General features: G+C 67.7%; 13 protein-coding genes. 9 read left to right on the plus strand and 4 right to left on the minus strand.

What is annotated here, in order from left to right; all coding sequences use genetic code 11:
- Positions 1-53 precede the first annotated feature (53 nt).
- Positions 54-1,412 (minus strand): TIGR00341 family protein, encoded by a 1,359-nt coding sequence (locus HUG10_RS10930; RefSeq protein ID WP_179169612.1) that lies wholly within the window; start codon positions 1,410-1,412, stop codon positions 54-56.
- Positions 1,413-1,517: 105 nt separating this feature from the next.
- Positions 1,518-2,222: a 5-formyltetrahydrofolate cyclo-ligase gene (locus HUG10_RS10935; RefSeq protein WP_179169613.1), complete on the minus strand. Its 705-nt coding sequence runs from the start codon at positions 2,220-2,222 to the stop codon at positions 1,518-1,520.
- A gap of 217 nt (positions 2,223-2,439) precedes the next feature.
- On the opposite strand from HUG10_RS10935, the gene HUG10_RS10940 reads away from it, so the two are divergent.
- From HUG10_RS10940 to HUG10_RS10970, 7 genes are all read left to right on the plus strand, one after another.
- Positions 2,440-3,600 (plus strand): BMP family lipoprotein, encoded by a 1,161-nt coding sequence (locus HUG10_RS10940; RefSeq protein WP_179169614.1) that lies wholly within the window; start codon positions 2,440-2,442, stop codon positions 3,598-3,600.
- Positions 3,601-3,639: 39 nt separating this feature from the next.
- Complete coding sequence (locus tag HUG10_RS10945) at positions 3,640-5,238, plus strand: ABC transporter ATP-binding protein (RefSeq protein ID WP_179169615.1); 1,599 nt, start codon at positions 3,640-3,642, stop codon at positions 5,236-5,238.
- A gap of 53 nt (positions 5,239-5,291) precedes the next feature.
- On the plus strand, positions 5,292-6,368 hold the full coding sequence (locus HUG10_RS10950) for an ABC transporter permease (RefSeq protein ID WP_179171053.1): 1,077 nt from the start codon (positions 5,292-5,294) through the stop codon (positions 6,366-6,368).
- Positions 6,365-7,414: an ABC transporter permease gene (locus tag HUG10_RS10955; RefSeq protein WP_179169616.1), complete on the plus strand. Its 1,050-nt coding sequence runs from the start codon at positions 6,365-6,367 to the stop codon at positions 7,412-7,414. The genes HUG10_RS10950 and HUG10_RS10955 overlap by 4 nt, the downstream gene beginning before the upstream one ends.
- Before the next feature lie 180 nt (positions 7,415-7,594).
- Complete coding sequence (engB, locus tag HUG10_RS10960; protein ID WP_179169617.1) at positions 7,595-8,218, plus strand: GTP-binding protein EngB; 624 nt, start codon at positions 7,595-7,597, stop codon at positions 8,216-8,218.
- Positions 8,219-9,245: 1,027 nt separating this feature from the next.
- The gene (locus HUG10_RS10965) at positions 9,246-10,019 is read left to right on the plus strand and encodes a hypothetical protein (RefSeq protein ID WP_179169618.1); all 774 of its coding nucleotides are present in this window, start codon (positions 9,246-9,248) and stop codon (positions 10,017-10,019) included.
- 83 nt (positions 10,020-10,102) lie between these two features.
- Entirely contained in the window at positions 10,103-10,468 is a 366-nt protein-coding gene (locus HUG10_RS10970) for a DUF5518 domain-containing protein (RefSeq protein ID WP_179169619.1), read from the plus strand.
- A 27-nt stretch (positions 10,469-10,495) separates the two neighbouring features.
- On the opposite strand, the gene HUG10_RS10975 is transcribed toward HUG10_RS10970, so the two are convergent.
- Positions 10,496-10,990 carry a DUF367 family protein gene (locus HUG10_RS10975; protein ID WP_179169620.1) on the minus strand — a complete coding sequence of 165 codons (495 nt, stop codon included), beginning with the start codon at positions 10,988-10,990 and terminating at the stop codon, positions 10,496-10,498.
- Positions 10,991-11,276: 286 nt separating this feature from the next.
- Between HUG10_RS10975 and HUG10_RS10980 the strand changes: the two genes are divergently transcribed.
- Positions 11,277-11,912 carry a hypothetical protein gene (locus tag HUG10_RS10980; protein ID WP_179169621.1) on the plus strand — a complete coding sequence of 212 codons (636 nt, stop codon included), beginning with the start codon at positions 11,277-11,279 and terminating at the stop codon, positions 11,910-11,912.
- A gap of 266 nt (positions 11,913-12,178) precedes the next feature.
- Positions 12,179-12,568: a nuclear transport factor 2 family protein gene (locus HUG10_RS10985; protein WP_179169622.1), complete on the plus strand. Its 390-nt coding sequence runs from the start codon at positions 12,179-12,181 to the stop codon at positions 12,566-12,568.
- 7 nt (positions 12,569-12,575) lie between these two features.
- Here the strand turns inward: HUG10_RS10985 and HUG10_RS10990 are convergent, their stop codons facing one another.
- The gene (locus HUG10_RS10990; protein WP_179169623.1) at positions 12,576-13,529 is read right to left on the minus strand and encodes a TIGR03557 family F420-dependent LLM class oxidoreductase; all 954 of its coding nucleotides are present in this window, start codon (positions 13,527-13,529) and stop codon (positions 12,576-12,578) included.
- Positions 13,530-13,695 lie beyond the last annotated feature (166 nt).

The raw sequence follows: 13,695 nt of genomic DNA on the forward strand, positions 1-13,695 counted from the left end.
AGGGACGCTGCGTGACGGCTTCAACGTAGCTTAGGCACAAATAGCGGTTTGTCTCACGCCGCGTGAGCCGTCACATCGCCAGCCGTCGACCCCGTCGTCTCCTGACCGGTGGTCGCCGACTCCGCGGCGATGTAGCGGACCCTGACGGTGACGTTCGCGCTGCCGCCGATCCCGAAGGGCGCCTCCGCGTCGTCCGCGAGGCTGGCGGCGAGCGGTTGCGCGAGCTCCGGAGGTTCCTCCCCGCGCGGGTGGCCGACCGTCACGGTCACCGCCGTCGGCTGGCGGAACGGGTACCCGCCGTACGCCACCTCCACGTCGAGGACGGTTCCGTCGTCGCCGACGAGCGCGGCCGCCTCCTGGGTCGCCGACTCCTCGAACGTCGCGCTCTGGTAGGAGGCGAAGGTGACGCCGACGAGGAACGTCGTCGAGAGCAGGATGATGACCCCGAGCACGGCGATGTGCTTCACGGTCGCCGACCGGGCATCGCCGAGTTGGAAGAGTCGATCGGGGCGGTACCCCTTGTACCAGAGCACGGCGAGCGCGGTGAAGTTGATGGAGACGAAGTTCACGACGACCAGCAGGAACGAACCCGAGACCGTCATGGGCTCCCCCCAGGCGAGTCCGATGCCCACGACCGCCGTCGGGGGCACCAGCGCGGCGGCGATCATCACGCCGACGAGCGCCGTGGAGACGCCCGAGGAGATCGAGAGCGCGCCGGCGACGCCGGCGCCGAGCGCGATGGGCAGCGAGAGGACGTCGGGCGCCAGCCGCTCGCGTACCTCGCCGATGGTGAACACCTCCGTCCCGGGCGGGACGACGTTCGCGAACCGCATCACCGCGGCGAACAGCGCGGCGCTCGCGATCGCGAGTACCGCGCCGAGTACCTGGAGGCGGACCCCCTGACGGAACAGGTCGGCGTCGTCGATTACCGTACCGACGCTCGTCGCCATCGCCGGGCCGACGAGCGGCGCGATGACCATCGACCCCACCACGACGGCCGGCGAGTCGAGCAGCAACCCTGCCGTCGCCACGATGGCGCTGATGGCCGTCATCACCACGAAGGTCGACAGCTCCGGCGCCATCTCGTCGGCCCGCGCGGCCAACTCCTCGCGGGCGATGCGGTCGCCGTTCTCGTCCTCCTCCTCGTAGCGCTTCTCCAGGTCCTCGAACCGGCGGGAGATGACGGTTTCCGCGTTGAGCACGACGGTGTAGGCGTCCCGTTCGAGCCCGACGTCCCGGAGCTGCTGCAGCATCGGCTCGACGGCCTCCGTCGGCAGCGGAAACGAGACGACGGCGGTGTACTCCCGACCGCTGGTCTCGTCGGAGAGCACGTAGTCGATCCCCTCCTCGTCGAGCGTCGAGAGGACCGACTCGCGCTTGCCCGCCGGGACCATCACCTGGACGAGTCGCACACGGAGGCGTGGCCGCGCCGCGGCAAATAACCCTCGGCCTGCACGGGTACCGCGAACTCCCGTTCGCCAGTCACCCCGTCTCGATAGGGCCAGGCCGCGGGCGAATCAGCGCGGGTCGAGCCGCTGCAACACCGGAATCTCCGAGAGCTTCCCCTCGCCCAGCGCGTCCCAGTCTACGCTGTCGGGCCGCGCCCCACGTTCGGCCCGAATCGTGCGCTCGGGGGTACAGATCAGGTCGAGCGGAACGTCGTGGGCGTCCAGTTCGACGTCGTCGACGACGACCTGTCGCTCGTGGACGGTCGCCGCGACGGTCGTGTCCGCGTCGGCCGCGCCCAGCTCCGTGAGCACCGCGAACTCCAGGTCGGCGTACCCCTCCCCCTTCCCGATCCGCCCGCCGGTTTCAGTGACGGCGACGCTGCCGGAGACGACGAGGTCGACGTGCGGGACCTCGTCGGGACCCACGGGGACGCCGTGTTTCGACGACCCCGACACCGTCGTCGCCTCGTCGATGTCCGACACCTCCTCGGGCGCGAGCCGGAGAAAGGGGTGCTCCTCGCGCAGGCGCGGGACCGCCATGTAAACGGTCTTGCCGGCGCGGAGCGCGGTCCGGCGAACCGGGAGCTGCGGGGCGTCGGGATTGCACTTCAGGACGTTCGCGTCGGCCCACTCGTCGGTCGCGGTCAGTCGGTCGCACGCCTCGTCGGCGCCGGCGAAGTTGGGAATCCTCCCGTGTGGGGGGAACGGGAACCGGGCCTCCCCGCTCTCCTCCAGGGCGTCCCAGACGCGCTCGCGGAGGCGCTGTTTCTCCATGGGTGGTCTGTGGTCTGCCGGGGGATTAACGTCGGCGCCCACGACCCTCGGACGGACCGTGATTTGCCGCTCGTTCGCCACGTCCCTGGTCCTCTAGCGGTTCCGACGACCCCCTGAACGAAACTGAGCGAGATCTGACCGGGGTTCAGGCAGTAAACAAATGGTTTTCCACACTAGAGTAATCTTTTTGTGTTTTCCTGTCGGCTATATAAACAGAATGAGCCCGAACACGGATTCGGACCGAAGACCCTCTGAATCGTCCTCCAGGCACCCCGCGCGCTCGGTCGATCGGCGGACCTTCCTCTCGTCGGGCGCGGCCGTCATCGGCGGCACGGCGCTGGCCGGCTGCATGGGCGGCGGCGACGGTAACGGCGACGGCAACGGAGGCGGGGACGGCGGCTCCGGTGGCGACACCACGAACATCGCCATCGTCTCCAGCCCCGCCGGCTTCGACGACAACGCGTTCAACGACCTCGCGCTGGAGGGCCTCCAGACCGCGGCCGAGGAGCACGACATCGAGATCAACCAGGTCGAGGAGACCGAGCAGGCCCAGTACCAGTCGACCCAGTCGGAACTCGCCGCGAGCGGCGACTACGACCTCATCGTTCTGGTGTCGTACAACCACACGGAGGCGCTCTCCCAGAACGCCGCAGACTACCCCGACCAGAACTGGATGCTGATCAACGACCACGTCGACGAGCCGAACGTCGCCGGCTACACGTGGGCGAACCACGAGATGTCGTACCTCGCGGGCGTCCTCGGCGGGACGATGACGACCCAGGAGCTCTCCCACGAGGACAGCCAGACCGATCCGGGGAGCGCCCAGATCGGGTTCGTCGGCGGCGTCGACGGGTCGCTCATCAACGCGTTCGAGCGCTCGTACGTCGCCGGCGCGGAGTGGGTGAACTCCGACGTCCAGGTCAACGTCGGCTACATCGGCGACTACACCGACACGGACACGGCCGCCGACATCGCCAGCTCCCAGTACGACGACGGCGCGGACATCGTCTACCACGCCGCCGCGGCCGCGGGCCGTGGCGTGTTCGAGGCGGCCCAGAGCAACGGCCGCTTCGCCATCGGCGTCGACGCCGACCAGTCACAGACGCTACCGGACTTCCAGGACGTCATCCTCGGCTCAGCGGTGAAGTACATCAACGAGGGGACGCGGGAGGTCGCCATCGCGGTCGCGGAGGACGACTTCGGCTCGGTCTCCGGGGCGAGCACCCTCGGGCTCGAGCAGGAGGCGGTCGACTGCGTCATCGGCCAGGCGTTCGAGGGCGAGCTCCCTGACGCCGTCGCCACGAACCTCGAGGAGGCGAAGCAGGGGATCGCCTCCGGCGACATCGACGTGCCCTGCACCGCGGCCGGCTGCAACTGACTCGGTTCTCCACCTCTCCCATGACCACAGTTCTCCATCATGACCGGTAATCCAGGGTCGCCCGCCGTCAGGCTCGATGGGATCACCAAACGGTTCGGCGACGTCGTCGCGAACGACGGGATCGACTTCACGCTCGAGCGGGGGTCAGTCCACGCGCTCCTCGGGGAGAACGGCTCCGGCAAGACGACGCTCATGAGCGTCCTCTACGGGCTGTACAACCAGGACGCGGGCACCATCACCGTCGACGGCGAGCCCCGGACGTTCGACTCGCCCCGCGACGCGATGGACGCGGGCGTCGGCATGATCCACCAGCACTTCCAGCTCGTGGGGCCGATGACCGTCCTCCAGAACGTCATCCTCGGCCACGAACCGACGGAGAACGGCCTCGTGGACGAATCGGCCGCCCGGGCCGACGTCGAGGCGATCTGTGACCGCTACGACTTCGACGTCGACGAGCACCTCGACGAGCGCGTCGTGGACCTCGACCTGGGCGTGCGCCAGCGCGTCGAGATCGTCAAGAGCCTCTACCGCGGCGCGGACGTGCTCGTGCTCGACGAGCCGACGGCCGTGCTCACGCCCCAGGAGGTCGAGGGCCTGATCGACGTGATGACCGACCTCGCGGCGGCCGGCCGCTCGCTCGTCTTCATCACGCATAAGCTGGACGAGGCGCTGTCGGTCGCCGACGAGATCACGGTGCTCCGGGACGGCGAGGCCGTCGGCACCGTCGCCGCGGACCGTACCTCGGAGCAGGAACTCGCCCGGATGATGGTCGGCCGCGAGGTGCTGTTCGACCGTCGCCCACGCGATACGACGCCCGGCGACCCCGTCCTGCGGGCGAGCGACCTCCGGGTCACGGGCGACCGCGGCCTCGAGCGGGTCACAGACGTCGATCTCACCGTCCGCGAGGGCGAGATCCTCGGCGTCGCTGGCGTCCAGGGTAACGGCCAGACGGAACTGGTCGAGGCGCTCACCGGACTCCGCCCCGTCGACTCGGGGACCGTCAGTTTCCACGGGGCGGACATCACCGGGTCGAGCCGCCGGGAGCGCATCCGCGCCGGCATCGCCTACATCCCCGAGGACCGTCAGACGGAGGGACTTGTGCAGGACTACGACCTCGTCCGGAACGCGCTGCTCGGCAACCAGACAGTGGAGCCGTACGTCAGCGGGGGGTTCATCGACTGGCCGGCTGTCCGCGAGCACGCGGAGGAGGTCGTCGACGAGTACGACGTCCAGCCCCCGACTGTCGAGTCGGAGGCGGCGTCGCTCTCTGGCGGCAACCAGCAGAAGTTCATCGTCGGGCGCGAGATCGAACACGACCCGGACGTCATGGTCGCCTCGCACCCGACCCGCGGCGTCGACATCGGTTCCATCGAGTTCATCCACGACCGCCTGCTCGACCTGCGTGACGACGGGCTCGCGGTGCTGCTCGTCTCCTCGAAACTGGAGGAGATCCAGAAGCTGTCGGACCGCATCGCGGTGATGTACGAGGGCGAGTTCATCGATACGGTCGACCCCGAGGACGTGACCGAGGAGGAGCTCGGCCTGCTGATGGCCGGGCGTCGCCTCGACGACGCGACGGCCGTCGAAGACTCCGGGACCGGGTCCGCGACCGTCCAGGACTCCGAGGTGGAGCAGTGAGCGGCGCCGACCCGGGTCGAGGCCGGACGCTGCTGGACGCCGCCGCGGCCCGGATGCTGGGGGCGAGCGCGCTCCAGCGCCTCGGCATCGCGACTGCGTCCACGGCGCTCGCGCTGGCCATCGGTCTGGTCGTCGTCGCCGCGGCCGGCTACGACCCCGGGACGTTCCTCGCGGACATGTTCGAGGGCGCGTTCGGCGACCGGAACGCGATCGGTCGGACGCTGAAGTTCACGACGGTCTTCATCCTCGTCGGCGTCGCCGTCGCCGTCGCGTTCCGTGCCGGCGTGTTCAACATCGGCGTCCAGGGCCAGTTCATCGTCGGCGGCTTCGCCACCGTAGTCTCCATCCTCTGGCTCGCGCCGCTGCTGCCAGGCGGTACCGTCGGCGGCCTCGCGCTGCTCGCACTCGGCACGGTCGCCGGCGTCGTCGCGGGCGGCCTCTACGCCGCGCTCCCTGGGATCCTGAAGGCGTACGGCGGCGCGAACGAGATCATCACGACCATCATGCTGAACTTCATCGCGGTCGGCGTCGTCGGCTACCTCGTCGAGGGACCGCTCCGCGGCGAGGGGAACCGCGCGCCCAACACTGCCCGCATCCCCGAGTACGTTCGGCTCCCCTCGGTCGTCTTCGACAGCCCCGACTTCTCGATCGTGGGACTGGCGGTCGCGCTCGTCGTCGTCGGTATCGTCTCGGTCGTCATGATCCGGACGCGGATCGGCTACGACATGGTGACGAGCGGCCACCAGGAGGCGGCCGCGACGTTCTCCGGCGTCGACGCCGGGCGGACCATCGTCACGACGATGACGTTCTCCGGAATGGTGGCCGGCGTCGCGGGCGCGGTCTTCGCCATCATGATCCAGGGCTACTACAGCGATCCGGGCGGCGTGGCGACGTACGGCTTCGACGCTATCGCCGTGAGCCTGCTCGCCGCGAACAACCCGCTGGGCGTCGTCCCCGCCGCGCTCCTGTTCGGCGGACTCGACTCCGCGGGCACCCACATCGGCATCAACAGCGACGTCCCCCCGCAGCTGATCGACGGGGTCGTCGGGCTCGTCGTCCTGTTCGTCGCCGCCCCGGAGCTGTTTCGGATGGCGGCCCGGCGGACGGGCCTCGGGGGTGAGAGCCGATGAGCGTCGCGGGTTACGTCGAGCGGAACCGGCTCGGGATCGGGGGCGCCGTCGCGGTGGTCCTGCTGGCGCTGGTACTCGCCGTCGCGCTCGACCTCCCGGTCGCTGCCATCGTGACGGTCGGGTTCGTCGAGCGGGCGCTCCAGGCGGCCACGCCCATCGCGCTGGCGGCCATCGGCGGGCTGTACGCCGAGAAGAGCGGCGTGTTCAACATCGGCCTCGAGGGGTTCATGATCCTCGGGGCGGCGAACGCGGCGGCGTTCGTCTGGCTGCTCGGCGGCGAGTCGCCGACGCAGGGCGACCTCTGGCTCGCCATCCTCGCCGCGGTCCTGGTGAGCCTGGTGTACACGCTGCTGTTCGCCGTGCTGCTCATCCGGTACCGGGCGGACCAGATCGTCGCCGGCCTCGCCGTCTGGTTCATCGGGCTCGGGTTCGGCCCGTTCTCGGCGGTACTGCTGTGGGGCAGCCGGAACAGCCCGGGGCTGGTGAGGGTGAACGACGTGACGGTGCCGGTGCTCGCGGACCTGCCGCTGCTCGGCCCGGTGCTGTTCGACACCTCGCCGCTGGTGCTGGCCACGGCCGTCGTCGCCGTCGTCGCCTGGGTGGTGCTGTACCGGACCCGGTACGGCTACTGGGTCCAGGCGGCCGGCGAGAACCCCGAGGCGCTGGCCACGGCGGGCGTGAGCGTCAGGCGCGTCCGCTACGCGTCGGTGCTCTTCTCGGGCGCGATGGCCGGCCTGGCCGGCGCGGTGCTGCTCGCACACGCCGGGTCGTTCACCGGGACGGGCGACACGATGGTCAACGGCCGCGGCTGGATCGGCATCGTCGCGTACCTGTTCGGCAACTACAACCCCGTCGGGGCCGCGGCCGCCGCGCTCCTGTTCGGGGGGCTGGACATGCTGCAGATCCAGTTCCAGACGGCCGGCATCGAACTGCCGAACCGGCTGGTGAACCTGTTTCCGTACGTCGCCGTCGTCGTGGTGCTGACGGTCTGGGGCTCGACGCGGATGCCCTCTGCCGTCGGCGAACCGTACGAGAGCGAGGAGTAGCTGGGTCGGTTCGGCGATGATGGTTTTCGGGCGTGAAGTGCCGTTCGAACGACAGCGGTCGTACTGACCCGAGCGCCGTCGGGACTTTCGAGGCAGTCGTCACCGACGAACCATCCATAGAGACTCCCAGGACGGAGTCCAGCCACACCCCTTATCCGCCCCCTCGTCCAACCGAATCCCATGACCTTCGAGGGACGACCCGACCGCGACGCCGAGGTGGTGCTCGTCGGCCGGTCCAACGTCGGGAAGTCCACGTTGATGCGGGAGCTCACGGGCCACGACTTCACGACGGGGAAGAAACCCGGCGTGACCCGCCAGCCGAACCACTACGACTGGGCCGCGGAGGACTTCATGTTCACCGACCTCCCCGGCTTCGGCTTCATGTCCGGCGTCGAGGCGGACCGTCGGGAGGCGATCAAGACCGACCTGGTGCGGTACGTCGAGGACAACGCCGAGCACATCCTCGCGGGCGTGCTGGTGGTGGACGGCAAGAGCGTCGTCGACATCATCGACCGCCACACGAACGAGGAGGAGATCCCCCACGACGTGGAGCTGTTCTCGTTCCTCCAGGACGTGGACGTCCCGCCGGTCGTCGCCGTCAACAAGATGGACAAGGTGGACGACCGCGACGAGCGCCTGAACGAGCTGTGCGACCGGCTGGGGCTGTATCCGCCGTGGCAGCAGTGGGACCACATCGTCGCGCCCATTTCGGCGAAGCGCGGGAGCATCGAGCCCCTGCTGGAGATCCTGCGGGAACGGTTCCACGAGGCGAAGCGAGACGACCTGTTGAAGTTCGTCTCGTGAGGTTCGGGTGTCATTACGGAGGGCAGAGATACCTTCCCCTCAGGGCTCAGTGAATGTCAGCCACCAGAAGGCATTTAGTCGCAGTCAGGGGATAGGAATTAAAATGAATCGTCCCCTTCGTCCAGTTTTCATCGGTCTACTGTTGGTCACAACAGGATGTCTTGCTGGCCCGGGTGGAATCACATCAGGGACTGCCTCGGACTCAACACTGTCACGAACAGCGACGGTAACTGCCGAACCGATCTCGTTTCCGGACGGGCCGAAGGAGCGTCCTGACCATCCGGAGCCGCTCAACGACGCATCCGTTCGGGAGTACGTCTCTCTGATGGAATATCGATACGTGTACAATTCCTGTGGCGCGGACAACATACGGACGTAGAACTGTCCTGTGAGGTTGAACAGGTGGAGAGTCGAGATGGAGGGTATAAAGCCGTCGTTGCGTGCGGTGGCTACGCTGATATCGAACTGCCGGAGAACAGTACGGCAACTCCCGGACCGCACTACGACTATTTCACTCAAGTGTACCGTTACATCGTAACCGAAGAAACGGTCCGTCGAACGTTCGTCGAAGAACGGTAGGTATTCACCCTGCACCGATCGATAGGGTCGGTCCGAAATCACGGGGGACATCGATTCATACCCCTATGTTGATATATCCTGGTGGAGAGGACACCTGATGACATCGTGAGATTTCACAGGGGCTTTCGACCGTCTCGAAAGCCCCCGGGGCGCTCGACTCCGGGGCCTCGCTGTCGTTCGAGAGAGCTTCGCTCTCTCGTGATGCTGTCGGATTCTGTCGAATCCGACCGCTAACGGGAAATCTTCGATTTCCCGCAATGACGAAAGACGCTTCGCGCCTTTCGAACCCCGCTCCTCGCTCCCTCCTTCAGTCGTCCCTCGCGTGAACGCGGCGGACACGAAGGTCCGCCGACACGCGCCGTGTCGGTGATCTCCCACTTCTGTCTCCCGTTCCCCGCCGTGATTCCCGGAGGGCAACCTTCTTGCCGGCGCGCCCGCGCCGTCGGGTATGCACAGGCCGGCCATCGACGACGCGATCATCGAGGCCGTCGCCGCGAACACCGGCTTCGAGGCGACCGACGTGAAGGTCGGACTGCGGACCCTCCACGACGCCGTCCGCGACCGGGTCGCCGAGGAGTTCTCCGCGGCGCGCGACGCCGAGGGGCCCGACCACCTCCTGCTGGAGGGTCCCGACGCGGCGTGGTTCGCGCTCGACTACCGGGAACTCGAGGCGACGCTGGCGGACGCCGGCTACGAGATGGACGAGGACCTGCTGGCGGCCGCCGCGGCGACGAACCTCCGGGCGTTCCAGGCTGGCGAGGGCCGAACCGTCTCCTTCTCGCGCTCGCTCGCAAAGGAGTACGAGGCACCGTTCCTCTACCCCGTCCGCGTGAACAAGTCCGAGTCGTGGCGGGCGGCGGAGCGACACGCGCTCGACTGCGTGACGGACCTGCTGGACGCGGGATTCTCGCCTGCCGACGCGCTCGACGCCTGGGCCGTCGAGTGGCTGGGTGTCCCCGTCGCCGAGTGGGCCGAACGGCGCGGCGTCGACGAATCGACCGTCCGCGGCGCCGTCGAGCGGTCACGCGATCATCGCGAGACGCCGGGGGGCCGGGTCGACCCCGGGAACGACGTGACCGCGCCGTCGACCGACGCGACGCCCGCGGATTCCGCGTACGACCCGGAGACGGACCGGCTGTTCATCCCGACCGACGAGCACGTTCCGCCGGAGGAGGCGGAGAACCTGCTCGCTGGTGACGCCGACGACCCGGGATCGGAGTAGGGTCCGGGGAACCGACGGACCGGGAGCGCGGCGCGAACACGTCCGGGGAAACGTAGATACGCGCGGCTGCCGTCGCTTCGACCATGGTTGACTGGCGCGCGGTCGGCTGGGGCTTCGTCACCTTCCTCGCGGTCGCACTCTTCGGCGCTGGACTCCCCATCGTCGGCCAGCTCGGCGCGGGCATCGTCGGCGGGCTCGTCGCCGGCTACCTCGCAGGCGGCGGGCTCCTCAACGGCGCGGTCCACGGCGCCGTCGCCGGGTCGCTCACCGGTGTCGCGTTCGTGATCGTCATCGCCCTCTTCGGCGGCCTCCTCGGGTTCGCGGGCGGCGGGCCGTTCGGCAGCGTCCTCGCCGGGACCGGCGTGCTGGTGCTCGGGCTCCTCGTGACGATCGTGTTCGCGATCGACTCGGCGATCGCGGGCGCCATCGGCGGGGCCGTCGCCGAGTGAGGACGCGCCGACGCGCCGGCCGAGACGTTAGCGGTCGAGATACTCCCCCTGGACGGCGACGACCTCGCTCGAGTCCGCACACTCGCTGTACCGTCGGAGGGGCTCCTCGTTCATCTCGAGGAAGGTCTCGCCCCAGGTGAACTTCGCGAGGATCCGCTCGGCGTGCTCCGCCTCGCCGAAGATCCGGAGCGCCGCCGCCAGCGCCTCGACCGTCGTGAGCCGCATCGGGCGGCCGAAGTTGACGGGGTTGGCGGCGACGAGGTACGGGAGGGCCCGGTGCTCGCCGGGGAGCGAGAACCGCGCCTCCCCGGCCGACTCCCACGAGCAGTCGAGCGCGACGAGGGCGTTCGACTCCGCGGCGTCGGCGGGCGAGAGCGCCCGCTCGGCGTGCGGGTTGAGCACGACCCCGAACGGCGTGGCGCGGTCCGACCGGTGGAGCTCCGCGAGGTCGAACCGCGCGAGCTTCCGCGCCGTGCACTTGTCGGGGTCGTCGTCGCCCTCGTACCTGACGTGCAGGTCCACACCCCGAGTCCGGGCCTGGCCGGCATAAGCGACGCGGAGCGTGGACCCCGGAGCAACCAGTTGGATTCCCGTACACACGTCGGAATCCGTGTTGGGACGTTGCTCGACCGAACAGCCACGGGTGGGAATGGAAGGAGCCACGCTCTCGTCGTCCGTGACTCGCTGTGCTCTTCGGCTCGCTCGCTATCAGCAGATTGTAGCATGGTTTTCCCTGTTCAGAGTAAACCGAAATACTCGCGGCAAGTTCGGGGAAAACATTTATCGACAGAGTGTAAATGTGCGAAAAGTGAAAGATGGAATGCGTCGCCGCAATCTACTTATCCTCACAGGAGCCGGGTTTTCAGGTATTCTCGCCGGTTGTCTCAGTACTGAACGACTTGCTGGGAACGACGATACCGAAACAGTGTCAGAGCAAACAGACACTTCTGCGGAAGCCACTTCGTTTGAGGATCGGGAGGGACCACCAGAATACGACTGCGATACTGCCGAGCGACCAGAGCCTGACGCACTCGATACAAGTGATGAAGATGCAGTGGAACCCGTTTCCTATCCCGCACCCCTCGATTCGACTGCGAACCAGGATACGGTGGTTACGTACATCAAGGAATACGAGCAAGCATACCGACGAAATGAATCGGTTTCGAGGTGGGAAGCACAGCTTGACCAATTTTCTATGGGATTTAGCGATACCAGGGTCTACGATTCACCTGTCAACGCGGCACTGGTCCGGGTTCAATACCAATACGGGGAAACGATTGAACAGTCGGGTGAAGTCGTTTATGCTGATTCCCCAATCATATTCGTGACGTACTACGTCGACCAGTCTGTTGTCATCCGCGCAGAGAGTGGTCGAACACCTGAGGACCCAGACACGCTTTACCCTGACCCGTGGCTGGAGGGCAATCCCGTCCAATGTTTTTGAGTAACCGTTCGCCCTCATAGCTTCGCACACCTACTTAGCGGATCGACCGGTTCAGTCTCTGACACCGTTCCGAAGAGAGGAATCGTGTTACCGTCTACTACTATGTTCACTCGCCTGTGGTGCTTACTTCGTCCAGATCGACGAGAGTGCAGGGACTGGCGAGGAACCGGTACCGACGGAAACGATCGCGCGAACGCCATCGGGGAATCCGAACCCGGAGGACAGCCGACCGATTCAAGCGTCCGCTCGAAATACACCCACACCGAATGAGCGCGGAGGAGACCGCCCGGCGCTACTACGAGACCATCGACGGCGACGACTACGAGTCGCTCGCGGCGCTCCTCCGCCCCGAGTTCACCCACTACCGCCCGGACCGGACGCTCGCCGGGCGCGAGACGTTCGTCCGGTTCATGCGCGAGGAGCGCCCGCGGACCGACACGATCCACGCGATCGACGCCGTCTATCGGGACGTCGACGACGTCGAGAGCATTGCCGGGGACAACGACGACGAAGCCGAGTCCGACGAGGTAGCGGTCCGCGGTCGCCTCCGTGCCGAGGACGGTCGGGAGCTGTTCGGGTTCGTCGACGTGTTCGTCTTCGAGGGCGACGCGGTCGCAGAGTTGATCACCTACACCGGCTCGCTCGAGGATCGATGAGTCGGGGTCACTCGAACTCCGGGAGCACCTCCTCCTCGTAGAACTCGAAGAACGAGTCCTGGTCGGGGCCGACCTGGTGGACGTACACGTGGTCGTAGCCCGCGTCGACCGCCTCCTCGATGCTCTCGACGTGGTCCGCCGGGTCGGGGCTGGTGATGATGCTCGACTCGGCGACGTCCTCCTCCGAGACCATCTGACAGGCCTGCTCGAAGTGGACGGGCGTCGGAAGCTGGGAGCTTAGTTCGCCCGGTAGCGCCGAGTTGGGCCACCACTCGTGGGCGGTCTCGATGGCCTCCGACTCGTCCTCGGCGTAACAGACCGTGAGCTGGGTGTATCGCGGCCCCTCGCCGCCCGCCTCCTCCCAGGTGTCGACGACGTCCTGCGGGCCGACCGTCCAGAACCCGTCGCCGATCTCGGCGGCGGAGCGGGCGGCGGCCGGGCCGTACGCCGAGACGAGGATCGGCGGCGGCTCCTCGGGCAGGGTGAACAGCTGCGCGTTCTCGACGGTGAAGTGCTCGCCGTCGTAGCTCCGCTGTCCGCCCTCCCAGAGCGTCCGGATGATCTCCACCGCCTCCTCGAGCATCTCCAGCCGCTTCGCGTGTGGGGGCCAGTGCTCCCCCACGACGTGCTCGTTGAGGAGTTCGCCGGTTCCGACGCCGAAGACGAACTGCCCCGGCAGCATCTCGGCGACGGTCGCGGCCGCCTGCGCGACGTTGACCGGGTGGTAGCGCATGATCGGGCAGTTCACGCCGACGCCGACGGGGATGTCGTCGGTCGCGTGCGCGACCCCGCCGAGCGTCGACCAGACGAACCCGGCCTCGCCCTGCTGGCTCACCCAGGGGTGGAAGTGGTCCGAGATGGAGAGGAAGTCGAACCCCAGTTCCTCGGCCCGGGCAGCGTGGCCCACCAAGTCGCTCGGCGGATGCTCCTCGCTGGAGAGCGTGTAGCCGAGTTCGACCATTCAGCGGCCCTCCCGCGGTCCGACCCGTCCCGTCGATCCGAGTCGCCCCGACTCCCCGACGCGTTTCGCTCCTCCGGTTCGGTCCGCGCGTCGCTCCCGAGGTGTACCTCCGGGTCGTGTCATGGCGTTCCGAATTCGGGACGAACGTCCAAAGTCGTGGTGCCTG

The sequence above is a fragment of the Halorarum halophilum genome (assembly GCF_013401515.1).
GTDB lineage: Archaea > Halobacteriota > Halobacteria > Halobacteriales > Haloferacaceae > Halorarum > Halorarum halophilum.